Origin of the sequence: Marinactinospora thermotolerans DSM 45154, assembly GCF_900167435.1 — a bacterium.
GTDB classification, from domain to species: Bacteria; Actinomycetota; Actinomycetes; order Streptosporangiales; family Streptosporangiaceae; genus Marinactinospora; species Marinactinospora thermotolerans.
This window is the reverse complement of the sequence record NZ_FUWS01000010.1, coordinates 44,307-61,852: the sequence shown is the minus strand read 5'-3', so window position 1 is coordinate 61,852 and position 17,546 is coordinate 44,307. Positions and strand designations below refer to the sequence as shown.

General features: G+C 71.1%; 16 protein-coding genes. 15 read left to right on the top strand and 1 reads right to left on the bottom strand.

Annotated features, from left to right (window positions below; genetic code table 11):
- Nucleotides 1-38 precede the first annotated feature (38 nt).
- The 13 genes from pgsA (at nt 39) to B5D66_RS17645 (ending at nt 12,999) form a co-directional block, all read left to right on the top strand.
- Nucleotides 39-662 carry a phosphatidylinositol phosphate synthase gene (pgsA, locus tag B5D66_RS17705; protein WP_394330066.1) on the top strand — a complete coding sequence of 208 codons (624 nt, stop codon included), beginning with the start codon at nt 39-41 and terminating at the stop codon, nt 660-662.
- Nucleotides 663-709: 47 nt separating this feature from the next.
- Nucleotides 710-1,624: a phosphatidylinositol mannoside acyltransferase gene (locus tag B5D66_RS17700; RefSeq protein ID WP_078762888.1), complete on the top strand. Its 915-nt coding sequence runs from the start codon at nt 710-712 to the stop codon at nt 1,622-1,624.
- Nucleotides 1,625-1,627: 3 nt separating this feature from the next.
- Nucleotides 1,628-2,776 (top strand): glycosyltransferase family 4 protein, encoded by a 1,149-nt coding sequence (locus B5D66_RS17695; RefSeq protein WP_078762887.1) that lies wholly within the window; start codon nt 1,628-1,630, stop codon nt 2,774-2,776.
- 8 nt (nt 2,777-2,784) lie between these two features.
- Nucleotides 2,785-3,399 (top strand): hypothetical protein, encoded by a 615-nt coding sequence (locus B5D66_RS17690; protein ID WP_235001073.1) that lies wholly within the window; start codon nt 2,785-2,787, stop codon nt 3,397-3,399.
- A 194-nt stretch (nt 3,400-3,593) separates the two neighbouring features.
- Entirely contained in the window at nt 3,594-4,505 is a 912-nt protein-coding gene (pdxS, locus tag B5D66_RS17685; protein WP_078763048.1) for a pyridoxal 5'-phosphate synthase lyase subunit PdxS, read from the top strand.
- A 366-nt stretch (nt 4,506-4,871) separates the two neighbouring features.
- A complete protein-coding gene (gene pdxT, locus B5D66_RS17680; RefSeq protein WP_078762886.1) occupies nt 4,872-5,480 on the top strand; it encodes a pyridoxal 5'-phosphate synthase glutaminase subunit PdxT in 609 nt (202 codons plus the stop codon).
- Complete coding sequence (locus tag B5D66_RS17675; protein WP_078762885.1) at nt 5,477-6,226, top strand: YebC/PmpR family DNA-binding transcriptional regulator; 750 nt, start codon at nt 5,477-5,479, stop codon at nt 6,224-6,226. Before pdxT ends, B5D66_RS17675 begins: the two co-directional genes overlap by 4 nt.
- Before the next feature lie 403 nt (nt 6,227-6,629).
- A complete protein-coding gene (gene ruvC / locus B5D66_RS17670) occupies nt 6,630-7,178 on the top strand; it encodes a crossover junction endodeoxyribonuclease RuvC (RefSeq protein WP_078762884.1) in 549 nt (182 codons plus the stop codon).
- Nucleotides 7,179-7,210: 32 nt separating this feature from the next.
- Entirely contained in the window at nt 7,211-7,819 is a 609-nt protein-coding gene (ruvA, locus tag B5D66_RS17665) for a Holliday junction branch migration protein RuvA (RefSeq protein ID WP_078762883.1), read from the top strand.
- Nucleotides 7,820-7,868: 49 nt separating this feature from the next.
- Nucleotides 7,869-8,933 carry a Holliday junction branch migration DNA helicase RuvB gene (ruvB, locus tag B5D66_RS17660; RefSeq protein WP_078762882.1) on the top strand — a complete coding sequence of 355 codons (1,065 nt, stop codon included), beginning with the start codon at nt 7,869-7,871 and terminating at the stop codon, nt 8,931-8,933.
- Between the two features lie 270 nt (nt 8,934-9,203).
- A complete protein-coding gene (gene yajC, locus B5D66_RS17655; protein ID WP_078762881.1) occupies nt 9,204-9,620 on the top strand; it encodes a preprotein translocase subunit YajC in 417 nt (138 codons plus the stop codon).
- A 77-nt stretch (nt 9,621-9,697) separates the two neighbouring features.
- Nucleotides 9,698-10,225 (top strand): adenine phosphoribosyltransferase, encoded by a 528-nt coding sequence (locus B5D66_RS17650; protein WP_078762880.1) that lies wholly within the window; start codon nt 9,698-9,700, stop codon nt 10,223-10,225.
- Nucleotides 10,226-10,815: 590 nt separating this feature from the next.
- Complete coding sequence (locus tag B5D66_RS17645) at nt 10,816-12,999, top strand: RelA/SpoT family protein (protein ID WP_078762879.1); 2,184 nt, start codon at nt 10,816-10,818, stop codon at nt 12,997-12,999.
- Nucleotides 13,000-13,062: 63 nt separating this feature from the next.
- Here B5D66_RS17645 and B5D66_RS17640 read toward each other — a convergent pair whose 3' ends face one another.
- Nucleotides 13,063-14,295 carry a DUF349 domain-containing protein gene (locus B5D66_RS17640; RefSeq protein ID WP_078762878.1) on the bottom strand — a complete coding sequence of 411 codons (1,233 nt, stop codon included), beginning with the start codon at nt 14,293-14,295 and terminating at the stop codon, nt 13,063-13,065.
- A gap of 551 nt (nt 14,296-14,846) precedes the next feature.
- Here B5D66_RS17640 and B5D66_RS17635 point away from each other — a divergent pair.
- Together B5D66_RS17635 and aspS are read left to right on the top strand one after the other, a co-directional pair.
- The gene (locus B5D66_RS17635) at nt 14,847-15,530 is read left to right on the top strand and encodes an MBL fold metallo-hydrolase (protein WP_078763047.1); all 684 of its coding nucleotides are present in this window, start codon (nt 14,847-14,849) and stop codon (nt 15,528-15,530) included.
- A gap of 196 nt (nt 15,531-15,726) precedes the next feature.
- The gene (gene aspS / locus B5D66_RS17630; protein WP_078762877.1) at nt 15,727-17,466 is read left to right on the top strand and encodes an aspartate--tRNA ligase; all 1,740 of its coding nucleotides are present in this window, start codon (nt 15,727-15,729) and stop codon (nt 17,464-17,466) included.
- The last annotated feature ends 80 nt before the right edge of the window (nt 17,467-17,546 follow it).

The following is a 17,546-nucleotide window of genomic DNA, read 5'->3' as shown; positions in this document are numbered from 1 at the left end:
CACGGCGCGCTGCGCGCCTCCTACGATCAGAAGAAGCCATGCTGAAGAACCTGCGTCCCGTGCTCGCGCGAGTACTGCTCCCCCTGGGCCGGGCACTCGCGAGGTTCGGCGTCACCCCGAACATGGTCACGTTCGTGGGAACGGCCGGCGTCGTCGTGAGCGCCCTCTTCTTCTATCCACGCGGGCAGCTTTACGTCGGCACCGTGGTCATCACGGTCTTCGTCCTGTTCGACATGCTCGACGGCGCGGTCGCCCGCGCGACGGGCAGCACCAGCCGCTGGGGGGCCTTCCTCGACTCCACGCTGGACCGGCTCTCCGACGCCGCGATCTTCTCGGGCCTGCTGCTGTGGTTCATGGGGGACGGGGACGACCGGATCCTCGCCTGGGCCGCGCTCTTCTGCCTGGTCAGCGGCTTCGGGGTGTCCTACATCAAGGCCCGGGCCGAGGGGCTGGGGGCCAACTGCGACGTGGGACTGGCCGAGCGGACCGAGCGGCTGATCATCGGGTTGGTCTCCATCGGCCTGGGAGGCCTGGGCGTCCCCTACGTGCTGGCCGGTGGACTGTGGCTGCTCGCCTTCCTCAGCACGCTGACGATCATCCAGCGGCTGATCGAGACCCGCAACCGGCTGGCGGAGCCCAGGCAGCGCGCCGGCAACTCCTGAAGGCGCCCGGCCGCGGGGTCGGTGTGGCACCACGGTGAAGGAGAGGCATGGGAGAACGACTGGCCGTCGCGGCCTATTCGCTCGGCTGGTCCCTGGTCCGCAGGGTCCCCGAACCGCTGGGGCGCGCGGTCTTCACCGCCATCGCCGACCAGGCCTGGCGGAGCCGGGGTGACGGTGTCCGCCGGCTCGAAGCCAACCTGCGCCGGGTCATCGGCCCCGACGCCCCCGAGGAACAGCTGCGCGCGCTGTCACGCGCCGGGATGCGCTCCTACCTGCGCTACTGGTACGAGACGTTTCGGATGCCGGCGATGTCCTCCCGCCAGATCCTGGAACGCGCCCGTTGCGAGGGCATCGAGGCGCTCCAGGCCCATCTGGCGTCGGGACGCGGTGTGGTCGCGGCGCTGCCGCACATGGGGAACTGGGACCACGCCGGTGCCTGGATGACGTTGCGGGGCACACCGCTGACGACGGTGGCCGAGCGGTTGCGCCCCGAACGGCTCTTCGAGCGGTTCGTGGAGTTCCGGGAACGTCTGGGGATGGAGGTGCTGCCGCTCACAGGGACGGGGGCGGGGACGGTCGGCACGCTCGCGCGCCGGTTGCGTTCGGGGGGGCTGGTCTGCCTCCTCGCCGACCGCGACCTGACCTCGGGCGGGATCGAGGTGTCCCTCTTCGGGGAACCGGCCCGCCTGCCGGCGGGCCCCGCGGCACTCGCCGAGCGCACGGGGGCGGCCTTGATGCCCGTCACACTGTGGTTCGACGGTCCCTACTGGGGTATCCGGGTGCACGAGGAGATCCCAATACCGGACGAAGGGGACAGGGCCGCGAAGATCAAGAGCATGACACAGGAACTCGCCCGGGTCTTCGAGACCGGGATCGCCGAGCACCCCGAGGACTGGCACATGTTGCAGCGCGTCTTCGTCGCGGACTTCGAGACCACCGGCCCTCCGCCCCGGGGGAGGTGACCGGTGCGCATCGGACTGGTCTGCCCCTACACCTGGGACGTTCCGGGCGGAGTGCAGCAGCACGTCGGCGACCTCGCCGAGGCGCTCATGGACCTGGGCCACGAGGTGTCGGTGCTGACCCCCTGCGACTCCGAGACCGAGCTTCCGGCCCACATCGTCCCGGCCGGCCGGGCCATCCCCGTGCCCTACAACGGGTCGGTGGCGCGTCTGGCGTTCGGGTTCCGCGCGGCGGCGCGGGTGCGGCGCTGGATCCACGAGGGCGGCTTCGACGTCCTGCACGTCCACGAGCCGGCCGCGCCGAGCCTGTCCCTGCTGGCCTGTTGGGTCGCCGACGGGCCGATCGTGGCGACCTTCCACACCTCCAATCCGCGTTCGCGGGCGATGGCGGTGTCGGCCGCCGCGCTGCGCACGGCGCTGGAGAAGATCAACGGACGCATCGCGGTGTCGGAGGCGGCCCGCAAGACCCTGGTGGAACACCTGGGAGGCGACGCCGTCCTGATCCCCAACGGGGTGGCGGTGCGACGCTACGAGAACGCCAGGCCGCTGGAGGGCTGGCCGGGAGATGGCGGCGCCATCGGCTTCCTCGGGCGCATGGACGAACCCCGCAAGGGGCTGCCGGTACTCCTGGAGGCGTTCGAGACCCTGGGGCGCCGCCGGCCGGGGCTGCGTCTGCTCGTCGCCGGGCCGGGAGACGCGGCGGAGGTCCGCGAGCGCGTCTCCGCGGAGCTGCGCGACCGGGTGGTGCTGCTCGGCCGCGTCGACGAGGCCGACAAGATCCGCGCCTACCACTCCGTGGACGTCTTCTGCGCGCCCAACCTCGGTGGCGAGAGCTTCGGCATCGTGCTCACCGAAGCGATGTCGGCGGGGGCGCCGATCGTCGCCAGCGACATCCCCGCCTTCCGCAGCGTGCTGCGCGAGGGTGCCGCGGGGGAGCTGTTCGCCGTGGGCGACCCGATGGACCTCGTCCGCGCCGTGGAGTCCCTGCTGGACGACCCCGAACGGCGCGTCGCGCTGTCGGGGGCCGCGCGCGCCGCGGTCCGCGCCTATGACTGGGCTTCGGTGGCCGGTGACGTGGTCGGGGTCTATGAGACGGTCCTGGCCGGGGTCGCGGCCACGGGCGCGGTGCCGGCCGCCCACGGTGAGGGGGAGTGATCCCGGGCGTGCTCTCCGACTGGCTGACCCCCCTCATCGCGCTCTTCGCGCTGGTGGTGCTCTTCTCGTTCTACATCTCCTGGCGGGCGACCCGGCTGGACCGGCTGCACACCCGGGTCGAGACCGCGCACGCCGCACTGGACGCGGCCCTGCTGCGGCGCAGCGCCGTGGTGTTGGAACTGGCGTCGGCCAGCGAACTCGAACCCGCGTCCAGCGTGCTGCTGGCCGACGCGGCGGGCCAGGCGCGCCGCGCCGAGGAGCAGGGCCGGCGCGAGCTCGCCGAGAGCAACCTGTCGCGGGCGCTGCGCGCGGTGGTCGAGGAGCCCGGTTTCGCCGGGGGGATGTCGGACGCGGCCGCCCAGGGCGGCGGGGGCGTGACCGCGGGGCCGATCGTCCCGGCGGGGACATCGGGGGAGGCGCCGCCGGCCGAGCTCCTGGCCGAGGTCGAGTCGGCGGCCAAGCGGGTGCACATCGCCCGGAGGTTCTACAACGACGCCGTCGCCGCGACCCGCGAGGCCCGTTCGAGCCGGTTGGTGCGGGTGCTGCGCCTGGCGGGACGGGCGCCCATGCCGGACTTCTTCGAAATGGATGACGAGCCCCCGGTGTTCCCTCCTTGGGGGTGACCGCTACGGCCAGGGACAAACTGGAAGGGCTTTTCAGGCGCCAACTCCGATATGTCCTGAAAAGGGGCAGTGGTGGAGGTTCTACCATGGTCATCGGAGGCGCCGGAACGGCCGACCAGGCTACGGCGTCACCCGACCGATCCTCCGCGCACGGGCCACCACCCGTGTCCGCCCAGAACTTGGAGTCCGCCACCGTGGTCAACAACGCTGAAAACCCGACCCAGAGCACGGTCGGCACCACCCGTGTCAAGCGGGGCATGGCCGAGCAGCTCAAGAACGGCGTGATCATGGACGTGGTCACGCCCGAGCAGGCGAAGATCGCTGAGGACGCGGGTGCCGTCGCGGTCATGGCGCTGGAGCGGGTCCCCGCCGACATCCGCAAGGACGGCGGGGTCGCCCGGATGTCCGACCCCGACATGATCGAGGGCATCAAGGACGCCGTCTCCATCCCGGTCATGGCCAAGGTCCGCATCGGCCACTTCGTCGAAGCCCAGGTCCTGGAGTACCTCGGCGTCGACTTCATCGACGAGTCCGAGGTCCTCACCCCCGCCGACGAGGCCTACCACATCGACAAGTGGGCGTTCACGGTTCCCTTCGTCTGCGGCGCGACCAACCTCGGCGAGGCGCTGCGCCGTATCGCCGAGGGCGCGGCCATGATCCGCTCCAAGGGCGAGGCCGGTACCGGCAACGTCGTCGAGGCCACCCGGCACATGCGCTCGATCAGCTCCGAGATCAAGCGTCTGGGCACCCTCGACGAGGCCGAGCTGTTCGGCGCAGCAAAGGAGCTGCGCGCCCCCTACGAGATCGTCAAGGAGGTCGCGCGCCTGGGGAAGCTGCCCGTCCCGCTGTTCTCCGCCGGTGGCGTCGCCACCCCGGCCGACGCCGCGCTGATGCGCCAGCTCGGCGCGGAGAGCGTCTTCGTCGGATCGGGCATCTTCAAGTCCGGCGACCCGGCCAAGCGGGCCGACGCGATCGTGCAGGCGACGCTGCACTACGACGACCCGTCGGTCATCGCCAAGGTCTCGCGCGGCCTGGGCGAGGCCATGGTCGGCATCAACCTGGACGAGCTCAGCGACTCCCAGCGTTACGCCGGGCGCGGCTGGTAGTCCTCCGGATCCCCACAGCGGGCCGGGCGCGAGCCCGGCCCATGACGGCGTGGTCCGGCCGGGCGGCGTCGGCCGCGCCGGACCCTCGCCGGCCGGCGCGCCCTGTTTCAGCGGGCGACCTCGGGTGTCCCGCCGGCCGCGCGCCGTCGTCTTCGTCTCCCGGCCGCGCGCCGTCGTCTTCGCCTCCCGGCCGTTGCCCGGGGTCGCCCCCTGCGCGGCCGCCGTCGCCGCAGACCGGAGCCCCTACCCTGGGGAGGCGACGAGCGGCGCCGTCTTCCCGCGAGGGGAAGACGGACGCCGGCCGTGGCGTTCTCGTGGTCGGGGCTCCCGCCCGTGAACCCTCCAGCAGTCAAGTGAGGTCGTCCCTTGCCCGCCACTCCCACCATCGGTGTGCTCGCCCTCCAGGGCGATGTCGCCGAGCATCAGCGCGTGCTCGACACCCTCGGGGTGCGGACCACGCGGGTCCTGCGTCCCGAACAGCTCGACGACATCCAGGGGATCGTCATCCCCGGAGGCGAGTCGACCACGATGTCCAAGCTCGCCGTGCGCTACGAGCTCATGGAGCCGCTTCGCAAACTGGTACGCGAAGGGCTGCCCGCCTTCGGAACCTGTGCGGGCATGATCATGCTGGCCGACCGTATCCTCGACGGTATCGAGGGGCAGCAGACGGTCGGCGGGATCGACATGACCGTCCGCCGTAACGCCTTCGGGCGTCAGACCGAGTCCTTCGAAGCGCACGTCGACGTCCACGGGGTCGAGGGCGAGCCGGTGGAGGCGATCTTCATCCGCGCCCCCTGGGTCGAGTCTGTCGGCGCGCAGGTCCAGGAACTCGCGCACATCGCGTACGGGGAACGGGCCGGTAGGATCGTCGCGGTACGTCAGGGGGGCCTGCTGGCCACCTCGTTCCATCCCGAACTCACCGGGGACGCGCGGATCCACCGACTCTTCGTCGAAATGGTGAAAGGACAGGCATGAGCGGCCACTCCAAGTGGGCCACCACCAAGCACAAGAAAGCCGTCATCGACGCGAAGCGGGGCAAGCTCTTCGCCAAGCTGATCAAGAACGTCGAGGTGGCCGCGCGCACAGGTGGCGGGGACCCAGACGGCAACCCGACCCTGTACGACGCCATCCAGAAGGCGCGCAAGAACTCCGTCCCGCTGGACAACATCGAGCGCGCGCGCAAGCGCGGCGCCGGTGAGGAGGCCGGTGGCGCCGACTGGCAGACCATCATGTACGAGGGGTACGCCCCCGGAGGCGTCGCGCTGCTGGTGGAGTGCCTGACCGACAACCGCAACCGCGCAGCCTCGGAGGTGCGTGTGGCCGTCACCCGCAACGGCGGGTCCATGGCCGACGCCGGTTCGGTCTCCTACCTCTTCAACCGCAAAGGCGTCGTGATCGTGCCCAAGGAGGGCACCAGCGAGGACGACGTGATGCTCGCGGTCGCCGACGCGGGCGCCGAGGACGTCAACGATCTCGGTGAGGCCTTCGAGGTCGTCTGCGAGGCGACCGACCTGGTCGCCGTCCGCGCGGCGCTTCAGGAGGCCGGCATCGACTACGAGTCCGCCGAGACCAACTTCCTGCCCAGCATGGAGGTCCCGCTCGACGAGGAGAACGCCAAGAAGGTGCTGCGCATCGTCGACGCGCTGGAGGACTCCGACGACGTACAGAACGTCTTCACCAACGCCGACATCCCCGACGAGATCATGGAGAAGATCGGCTGACGGTCCTTTCCCGTCCCTCGGAGCCCGGGGCGCCCGGCTGGAAGACCCCAGCCGGGCGTTTTGCGTGGCAGGGGAGTCGAGCCTGCGTCCCGACCCCCGCGGAAGGCCGGTGGCCTCGGGAGGTGCCGGCCTTCCGTGTTCCCGCCGGAGCCTCACCACCGGGGACCGCGAGGTCCGGCACGCCGACGCGGTGAGGGGGCGAGGGACGTCTCGCCCCCTCCCGGGAGCCGGTGGACGTGGAGGTGCGGGAACGCGGTCGGTCGCGTCCTCCGCTCGGGACGGCGGCTTCCGGATCCCGGGGCCCCAGGCCCGTTCCTCCGGGCGGCGGCGCGCGTCCGTCCCCCTCCGGCGGTAGGCTCTGCGAACGGACGTTCGACGACCGGGCCGGAACGGGGGAACACAGGTGCGAGTGCTGGGGGTCGACCCCGGGCTGACCCGATGCGGTGTCGGCGTGGTCGACGGTTCCATCGGCCGCCCCTTGACCTTCGTCGCCGCGGGGGTGATCCGCACCCCCGCCGACGATGATCTCCCCCAACGGCTCCTCGGGGTCGAACAGGGGATCGAGCGCTGGCTCGACGAGCACCGTCCCGAGGCGGTCGCCGTCGAGCGGGTGTTCGCCCAGCACAACGTCAGCACGGTCATCGGCACCGCCCAGGCCGGCGCGGTCGCCGTCGTGTGCGCCGCCCGCCGCGGCCTGCCCGTCGTCTTGCACACCCCCAGCGAGGTCAAGGCCGCCATCACCGGAAGCGGTCGCGCCGACAAGGCGCAGGTCGGCACCATGGTGGCGCGACTACTGCGGCTGGAGGGACCTCCTCGTCCCGCGGACGCCGCCGACGCGGTCGCGCTCGCCATCTGCCACATCTGGCGCGGTGGCGCGCAGGCGCGCGTCGCCCGGGCCCAGCAGGAGTTCGCGCGTAAGGTCGAGTCGGTGCGGTGGGCCAACGAGCGCTGACGGCCCCCGTCCCAGTCCAAGGAAGGTAACCCGTGATCGCGTTCCTGAGCGGCCGCGTGGCCGGCCGCACCGGCACCACCGCCGTGATCGAGGTCGGGGGCGTCGGCATGACCGTGCAGTGCACGCCCGCCACGCTCGCCCGCCTCCAGGTGGGAGAACCCGCCACCGTCGCCACCTCGCTGGTGGTCCGCGAGGAGTCGCTCACCCTCTACGGTTTCGCCGACGACGACGAGCGCGACGTCTTCGAGCGGGTGCAGACGGCCAGCGGCGTGGGGCCGCGTCTCGCCCTGGCCATGCTCGCCGTGCACACCCCCGACGCGCTGCGCCGCGCAGTCGCCGCCGAGGACACCGGGGCGCTCACCCAGGTGCCGGGGATCGGGAAGAAGGGAGCCCAGCGCATCGTGCTGGAGCTGAAGGACAAACTGGGCGCGCCCCGGGACGTCTCCGGTCCCTTCGACGGTCTGGCGGCCCCGGCGTCCCCCGTCTCCTGGCGCCCACAGGTGGTCTCCGGGCTGGTCAACCTGGGGTGGCCGGCCAAGGACGCCGAGTCCGCGGCGGACGCGGTGGCGGCCGAGGCGGGAGACGAGACCGACGTCACCGTGCTGTTGCGCGCCGCGCTGCGCAGGCTGAGCCGCGCCTGAGGTCCGCCGTCCGCCGGACACGACGACACAGCGAAGGAGGTGCCGGCGCATGGCCGAGCACGAACGGGACGTGGTGTCCCCAGAGGCCGACCTGGACGAACGCGCGATCGAGGGGGCGCTGCGCCCCCGCAGGCTGGAGGACTTCGTCGGACAAGAGCGCGTCCGCGAACAGCTCTCCCTGGTGCTGCGCAGCGCCCAGCGCCGCGGCCGGGCCCCCGATCACATCCTGATGTCGGGGCCGCCCGGCCTGGGCAAGACGACGTTGGCGATGATCATCGCCGCCGAGCTCGGCGCCCCGCTGCGCATCACGTCGGGGCCGGCCATCGAGCGTTCGGGGGACCTGGCGGCGGTGCTGTCGACGTTGCAGGAGGGCGAGGTGCTCTTCCTCGACGAGATCCACCGGATGGCCCGGCCGGCGGAGGAGATGCTCTACGTCGCGATGGAGGACTACCGGGTCGACGTCATCGTCGGCAAGGGGCCCGGGGCGACGGCCATCCCGCTCGACATCGCGCCGTTCACCCTGGTGGGCGCCACCACCCGGGCCGGGCTGCTGCCGGCTCCGCTGAGGGACCGGTTCGGCTTCGTCGCGCACATGGACTTCTACCGCCCCGAGGAACTGCGGCGGATCATCGACCGCTCGGCCGGACTCCTCGGCGCGCCGCTGGAGGAGGACGCCGCGGTCGAGATCGCCCGCCGCTCCCGTGGCACACCCCGGATCGCCAACCGGCTGCTGCGCCGGGTGCGCGACTACGCCGAGGTGCGCGGGGACGGCCGGTTGACCCTGGAGGTCGCCCGTGCCGCGCTCAGCCTCTACGAGGTGGACGAGGAAGGGCTGGACCGCCTGGACCGGGCGGTGCTGCACGCCCTGTTGCGCCGGTTCCGCGGTGGGCCGGTGGGGCTGTCCACCCTCGCCGTGTCGGTGGGGGAGGAGCCCGAGACGGTCGAGGTCGTCGCCGAGCCCTTCCTGGTCCGGTCGGGGTTCATCGCCCGCACGCCCAGGGGGCGGGTCGCGACCCCCGAGGCGTGGGCGCACATGGGGCTCACCCCGCCGCCCGATGCCGCGTTCGGGGCCGCGGCGCTGTTCGACGACCCCGAGGGGGAGACCGGCGGGTGAGGCGGCCCCGGGCCCGCGACTTTGGACGGCGGACACACTTGCGCCGGCCGAATAGGCTGGGACCAGGGACGATGTCCCGGTCTGGGGACGCCGTGCCGACCGCGCGGCCCGGATGGGGCTCTCCTACCAGGGAAGGACCGCCCAGGACCATGGAATTCCATGGGGGACGGGGGAACGTGTCGGGGCTCTTGCTCGTTGGAGCAGGACGTGCCGGCCGCGTACCGTACCCTCACCCCGGCGGCCGAAGCAGAACTCTAGGAAGGACGCCCCGTGCAGGGCTTTGACACTCTTGCGGCGCAAGGCCAGACCAGTGCTGGTCTGCTCCAGCCGCTCATCATGTTCCTCCTCGTCATCGTGGTCTTCTACCTGCTGTTCTGGCGCCCCCAGCAGAAGCGCCGTCAGCAGGAGCTCCAGATGCACAGCTCGCTCACCCCGGGCACGGAGGTCCTGACCAAGGCCGGCATCTTCGCCACGGTGGTCGAGGTCCGCGACGACGAGGTCGAGCTGGAGATCTCCCCCGGCACCCGGATCCGGATGCTCAAGGCCGGTGTCGGCGACATCGTCTCCCCCAAGGACGCTCCGGCCGCCGACGACGACACCCCGGTCGAGGACCGGCCGGACTTCCCGGGCAACCGCCCGGGCGACGAGGACGGACCGAACAACGGTCCAGACGCCCCCCGGTCCTGACCCGTCTCCATCCGGTACCGGTCCGTACGGGCCGGTACCGTTGTCATGTTCCCCGCCGAAACGACCCCGAAGGCCCCATGTCCAGCGATCTGTCCACACTCATCTCCGCACGGGTCCGCGACGTCCCGGACTACCCCAAGCCCGGCGTGCTGTTCAAGGACATCACCCCGCTGCTCGCCGACCCTGTCGCCTTCGCCGAGGTCGTCACCGCCCTCGCCGAGGGACACGCTGGAGAGGTCGACCACGTGGTGGGGCTGGAGGCCCGGGGGTTCATCCTCGCGGCCCCGGTCGCCCTGGCCCTCGGCGCGGGCTTCGTTCCGGTCCGCAAAGCCGGGAAACTGCCCTCGCGCACTCTGCGCGAGACCTATGATCTCGAATACGGTTCCGCGACCGTCGAGATGCACACCGACGCGATCTCCCCCGGCGACCGTGTGCTCATCGTCGACGACGTGCTTGCGACAGGGGGCACGGGACGGGCCGCGGTGGAATTGGTCCGGCGGGCGGGTGGTACCGTCGTGGGATTCTCGGTCCTGATGGAGCTGGGCTTCCTCAAGGGACGCGAGAAGCTGTCCGACGTGGAGCTGCGCGCCCTTACCAGCGTCTGACCCGCCGACCTCATGGACGGCCTCTCCGGGAGCGCGTCGACGTGCGGATACGTCAGCGCGCCGGGCGCTAGACTGGTGGGAAGGCCAGAGCATCGCAGCGGTGCGTCGGAACCGGGTGAGCTCACCGCTCACGGCAGAGATGGAACCGGCACGCCGGGGTGACGAGGACGTCCCCCGTCGCCGGGTGACGTAGGCCGACCCCCGTCAAGGATCCGACCGGATCGGCCCGGCCCACCCGGCGCGATCCGAGCGGCGATCGCCGGGGTGGACCGCGGGAGGTAGTCATGCGAAGTGAAGCGGTTTCAACCAAGGTGGTCGCCGCGCGAACCGAGCCGTCCGCGCCTTCGCGTGAACAGCCCCGGGAATCCCTTCCGCCGGGTGGGGAAGCGGGACAGGAGTGTCGGCAGGGCGCCGCGGAATCCGCGGCGCCCTGCCTGTCCACCGGAGCTCCCGGCGACACGTCCACCCCGAAAGGAGACGGCGCACAGCCCGACCATGAGCGGTCCGCCTCCACCACACCACCCGGTCCGTCCTCTACCGTGCGAGTACGCCGCAGACTCGCGCGACTCGGCGCTCAGCGGGGGGTGACCATGAACCCGGTGCTCGAACCACTCATCAAGACCGTCAGAGCGACCCATCCCAAGGTTGACGTCCGGCTCATCGAACGGGCTTATGAGGTGGCGGCCTACCACCACCGCAACCAGAAACGCAAGAGCGGCGACCCCTATATCACCCACCCGCTCGCCGTCGCCACCATCCTGGCGGAACTGGGCATGCAGGAGCCCACCCTGGCCGCGGCCCTGCTCCACGACACGGTCGAGGACACCGAGTACACGCTCGACCAGCTCCGCGGCGACTTCGGCGACGAGATCGCCGAACTCGTCGACGGGGTCACCAAGCTCGACAAGGTCAAGTACGGCGAGGCCACCCAGGCCGAGACCGTGCGCAAGATGGTCGTCGCGATGTCGCGCGACATCAAGGTACTGGTCATCAAGCTCTGCGACCGGCTGCACAACATGCGCACGCTGCGCTACCTCCCGCAGGCCAAACGGGAGAAGAAGGCGCGCGAGACGCTGGAGATCTTCGCCCCGCTCGCCCACCGCCTGGGCATGAACACGATCAAGTGGGAGCTTGAGGACCTCGCCTTCGCGACGCTGTACCCCAAGCGTTTCGACGAGATCGCCCGGCTCGTCTCCGAGCGGGCGCCCCGCCGCGACGTCTACCTGCAAGACGTCATCGAGGCGGTCTCGGCCGACCTGCGCGAGGCCAAGATCAAGGCCACCGTGCGCGGGCGCCCCAAGCACTACTACTCGATCTACCAGAAGATGATCGCCCGCAACTGCGGGTTCGACGAGATCTACGACCTCGTCGGCATCCGCGTCCTCGTCGACAGCGTCCGCGACTGCTACGCGGCGCTGGGAACCATCCACGCGCGCTGGAACCCGGTGCCGGGCCGGTTCAAGGACTACATCGCGATGCCGAAGTTCAACATGTACCAGTCGCTGCACACGACGGTCATCGGCCCCGCGGGCAACCCCGTCGAGTTGCAGATCCGCACCCGCGCCATGCACCGCCGCGCCGAGTACGGCATCGCCGCGCACTGGAAGTACAAGGAGGACCGGGCGGGCGGCGCCAAGGACGGCGGGAGGTCCAAGGGCACCGGCGACATGGCCTGGCTGCGCCAGCTCATCGACTGGCAGCAGGAGACCAAGGACCCCGGCGAGTTCCTGGAGTCGCTGCGCTTCGACCTGTCGGTGCAGGAGGTCTTCGTCTTCACCCCGCAGGGCGATGTCATCTCGCTGCCCCAGGGGGCGACCGCCGTGGACTTCGCCTACGCCGTCCACACCGAGGTGGGGCACCGCACGGTCGGGGCGCGGGTCAACGGGCGCCTGGTACCGCTGGAGAGCCAGCTCAACAACGGCGAGACCGTGGAGATCCTCACCTCCAAGGCCCCCGACGCCGGCCCCAGCCAGGACTGGCTGAACTTCGTCAAGAGCGCGCGGGCGCGCAACAAGATCCGGCAGTGGTTCACCAAGGAGCGCCGGGAAGCAGCCATCGAACAGGGCAAGGACGCCATCGCCCGCGTCATGCGCAAACAGGAGCTGCCGATCAAGCGCCTGTTCAGCAGCGAGGCCCTGATCGCGCTCGCCCACGACCTGCGCTACTCCGACGTCGACGCGCTGTACGCGGCCGTCGGCGAGAGCCACATCAGCGCCCAAAGCGTCGTCCAAAAGCTCGTTGACTCCCTCGGCGGGATCGAGAGCGCCGAGGAGGACCTGGCCGAGACGTCGCTGCCCACCCGCTCCTCGCGGGTCCGGCAGCGTCCCGCGGGCAACCCCGGCGTCGTGGTCGAAGGCGACTCCGACGTCTGGGTCCGGCTGTCCAAGTGCTGCACCCCGGTCCCGGGAGACCAGATCGTCGGCTTCGTCACCCGTGGCAACGGGGTCTCGGTGCACCGCAGCGACTGCGTCAACACCAAGCACCTCGACTCGCAGCGCATGGTCCAGGTGCAGTGGCAGCCCACCGAGGACTCCATGTTCCTGGTGGCCCTCCAGGTCGAGGCGCTGGACCGTACCCGGCTGCTGTCCGACATCACCCGGGTGCTGTCCGACCAGCACGTCAACATCCTCTCGGCGACCGTCCAGACCAGCCGCGACCGTGTCGCGCTGAGCCGGTTCACCTTCGAGATGGCCGATCCCACCCATCTGGGGCACGTGCTCAAGGCGGTTCGCGGCGTGGACGGCGTCTACGACGTCTACCGCATCAGGAACTAGGGCCCACACGCCGACGGCCCGCCCCCGGGAGGGAGCGGGCCGTCGGCGTCGCGGGGGAGGGGATCAGCTCATCTCCTCCAGGGCCTTCTCGGCCTCCTCCAGCCAGGAGCGGCGGGCGGTCAGCGCCTCCTCCAGCTCGCCGGTCTTGCGGGCGTCGCCGGCGGTGCGCGCCTTCTCCAGCCGGGTCTCAAGCTGGCTGATCGAGTCGCGCAGCTGGGTCACCGTCGCCTCGGCGCGGGCCCGCGCCTCGGGGTTGGTGCGCTGCCACTCGTCCTCCTCGGCCTTGCGCACCGCGTCCTCGATCTTGCGGAACGCGCCCTCGAGACGGTCCCGGGCGTCGCGGGGCAGCGCTCCCGCGGCCTCCCAGCGCTCCTGGTAGTCACGCAGTCGCGCGCGTGCCTCGCGAGGGTCGCGCACCGGCAGCAGCTCGGCGCGCGCCTCCTCCAGGATCTTCTCCTTGGCCTCGGCGTTGACCCTCAGTTCGGCGTCGCGCTCGGCGAACACCGCGTTGCGCGCCTCGAAGAAGCGGTCCTGGGCGCCCTTGAAACGCGCCCACAGCCGGTCCTCGCTCGTGCGGTCGGTGCGCCCGCTGTTCTTCCACTGCTGCATCAACTCGCGGTAGCGCGAGGCGGTGGGGCCCCAGTCGGTGGAGTCGGCGATCGCCTCGGCCTCGGCGACGATCCGCTCCTTCTCGGCGCGCACCTGGCCGCGCTGCTCGTCGAGCCCGGCGAAGTAGGCCTTACGCCGTTTGGAGAAGGCGTTGCGGGCCGTGGACATCCGCTTCCACAGCGTCTGCTCGGTCGCGCGGTCGGCGCGCGGCGCGGCCTTCCACTCCTCGACCAGCTCGCGCATCCGCTCACCACCGGACTTCCAGTGGGTGGTCTCCTCGGCCACCCGCTCGGCCTCGGCGACGATGCGCTCCTTGATGTCGCGGGCCTCGGTGCGGGCCTGCTCCTGCGCGTGCTTCTGCTCGACCCGGCGTTCCTCGGCGCGCTCGGCGAGCGCGTCCAGCCTGCGGGAGAGCGCGTCGAGGTCACCGACGGCGTTGGCCTCGCGGACCGTGGCGCGCAGTTTGTCCACGCTGGCCAGCGCCTGGCCGGCGGCCAGGTCGGTGGTGCGCAGGCGCTTCTCCAAAAGCTCGACCTCGGTCACCAGCGCGTCGTACTTGCGCCGGAAGAAGGTCAGGGCCTCTTCGGGAGCGCCGGCCTGCCACGACCCGACGACACGTTCGCCCTCGCTCGTGCGCACGTAGACCGTGCCGTCGTCGTCTACGCGGCCCCAGGGGTCCGTGGTCACCGTGTCCTCCTGCTGTGATGAGCCTGACTCTGTTCGTCAGGTCCGTGTGGTCGTGACAGAACCTGGCGTGATCGCCCCGGTCCACCGCCGTGACCGGGCGCGGTCCATCGTGACTATGCACGATATCCATATGGGTCCGCTGCTATCGACCTGCGCCATCGCACTCTCGGTGATCTCCCACGCGCGTCCCGGCGTGCCGCGACAGAGGGTGGCCACGTCGCGACGGAGCGATGTCGCGCCGTGCGGCGGGCCCGCCTGGAGCACGTGAGACACGTGCCGTTTCGGGCATGGACCAATATGACACCACCACGCCGTTTGGCAAAGGGTCGAGCCCCCCGTGGTGATCGAATGGTGATGATCGGTGCGATCGGCTCCGCCGCGGCGCTGTTGCCCGACGCAGACCTCCTCGGCTGGTCGCCCCGATCGCTCGACCTCGGTAGGCTTCCTATTCGCACAGGAACAGCGTTCTTCCCGGGTGCGGCGGGCGGCGCGACCGCCGACGCCGGCCGGCGCCTGTTCCCCACCAGACGGAAACGAGGTCAGTGCCCACCGTGCTCATCGCCGCTTTCCCCGCCGGGCCGCTCGCCGCGAACTGCTACGTGGTCGCGCCGGCTGAGGGCGGGCCCTGCGTCGTCGTCGATCCCGGCCAGAACGCGGCCGGCGGAGTCGCCGGCCTGCTCGCCGAGCACGACCTCACCCTGGCGGCGGTGCTGCTCACCCACGGGCACTTCGACCATGTGTGGTCGGCGGCGGAGCTGGCCGACGCCCACTCCGCGCCCGTCTACATCCACCCCGCCGACCGGGCGTTGCTGACCGACCCCGGCAGGGGGCTGGACCCCGCGCTCGCCGCGCAGGTGACGTCGTTGCTGGGGCCCGGGGCGCCCAAGGAGCCCGAACAGGTCGTCGAGATCCCCGGTGGCGAGCCCGTGGAGATCGCCGGGCTGCGGCTGGACGTGGAACACGCCCCCGGCCACACCCCCGGGTCCGTCGTCTACGCGCTGGCCGCCACGCAGGAGCGTCCCGAGGTGATGTTCACCGGGGACCTGCTCTTCGCCGGGTCGATCGGACGTAGCGACTTCCCCGGCGGCGACCACGCCGAGATCCTGCGGAGCCTGGAGCGGGTCTGCCTGAGCAGGCCCGACGACACCTCGGTGTTGCCCGGCCACGGCCCCCAGACCACGATCGGCCGCGAGCGCTCCACCAACCCCTTCCTGCGCGACATCATCGGCCGCTGACCCGGCGGCGGATACCCGCTCCACGACCACCACGCGAAGAGATGACGAACGACACCCGGCCGACGGGCTCCCCACACGCCTTCCCCTGCCTGCCGCGCGGGCGAGATAGCGGCACCGGCCCCACGATCTCCGGGGTCGGCCCTTCGCGTGTCAGGCACCATGAGACAGACGAGGAAACGTTGAAGGAGAGCAACCGTTGATCCGCACACATGAAGCGGGCGCGCTGCGCAGGCACGACGCCGGCGCCGAAGTGGTCCTGGCGGGCTGGGTGGCCCGGCGCCGTGACCACGGCGGGGTCGTCTTCCTGGACCTGCGTGAGGCGTCGGGCGTCGTCCAGGTGGTGGTCCGTGAGGACGACCTCGCCCACGACCTCCGCTCGGAGTACTGCATCAAGGTGACGGGCGCCGTGCGCGTCCGCCCCGAGGGCAACGAGAATCCGGAGATCCCCACCGGCGAGATCGAGGTCGTCGCCAGCGAGATCGAGGTTCTCAGCGAGGCCGCCCCGCTCCCGTTCCAGCTGGAGGGGGCCGGCGACGTGGCCGAGGAGACCCGGCTGCGCTACCGCTACCTCGACATCCGCCGCCAGGAGATGGCGGAGAACCTGCGGATCCGTTCGAAGGCGACCTACATCGCCCACGAGATCATGAACGAGAACGGGTTCGTCTACGTCGAGACGCCCTACATGACGCGCTCCACCCCCGAGGGGGCCCGGGACTTCCTGGTGCCGGTCCGCCTGCAGCCGGGGAACTGGTACGCGCTGCCCCAGTCGCCCCAGCTGTTCAAGCAGCTCCTCATGGTCGGCGGCATGGAGCGCTACTACCAGCTCACCCGTTGCTTCCGTGACGAGGACCTGCGTGCCGACCGTCAGCCGGAGTTCACCCAGATCGACCTGGAGATGAGCTTCGTCGACGAGGAGGACATCTTCGCCATCGGTGAGCAGCTGTTCAGCCGGCTCCTGCGCGAGATCCGCGACGTCGAACTGCCCCGCCCCTTCCGGCGGATGAGGTTCGCCGAGGCGATGGACCGCTTCGGCTCCGACAAGCCGGACCTGCGCTTCGGGCAGGAGCTCGTGGAGCTGACCGACTTCTTCTCCGAGACCCCCTTCCGGGTCTTCCAGGCCCCCTACGTCGGTGCCGTGGTGATGCCCGGTGGGGCCACGCAGACGCGCCGCGAACTCGACGCCTGGCAGGAGTGGGCCAAGTCCCGCGGTGCCAAGGGGCTGGCCTACGTGCTGGTCCAGGAGGACGGAACGCTCGGCGGGCCCGTCGCCAAGAACCTCTCCGAGCAGGAGCGGTCCGGATTGGCCGAGCGGGTCGGCGCCCGTCCGGGGGACGCCGTCTTCTTCGCGGCGGGGCAGCGCGCCGCGAGCCAGGAGCTGCTCGGCGCGGCCCGGCTGGAGATCGGCCGACGCTGTGGCCTGATCGACGAATCCCGCTGGGAGATCCTGTGGATCACCGACATGCCCCTGTTCGAGGAGGGTGAGGAGCCCGGTACCTGGACCTCGGTCCACCACCCCTTCACGGCGCCGGCGGTCGAGGTCGAGGACACCTTCCAGGACGACCCCGGCGCGGCCAACTCGCGCGCCTTCGACCTGGTGCTCAACGGCTACGAACTGGTGTCGGGCTCGATCCGTATCCACCGTGCCGAGATGCAGCAGAGGGTCTTCGACGTCATCGGCCTGAGCAAGGCCGAGGCCGAGACGAAGTTCGGGTTCCTGCTGGAGGCGTTCAAGTACGGCCCGCCGCCGCACGGCGGCCTCGCCGTCGGCTGGGACCGCCTGGTCATGCTGTTGGCGGGGCAGAACACCATCCGCGAGGTGATCGCCTTTCCCAAGACGGCGTCGGGCGGCGACCCGCTCACCGGTGCGCCCACGCAGATCACGCCGGAGCAGCGTGAGGAGGCGGGCATCGACTTCGTCCCCGAGGACGAGGCCTGATCCCTCTCCCGCCCGCCGTCACGGACGGACGTCTCGTCCGTCCGTGACGGCGGGAGCCCGGTCGCTGCGGGCGGCCGTGG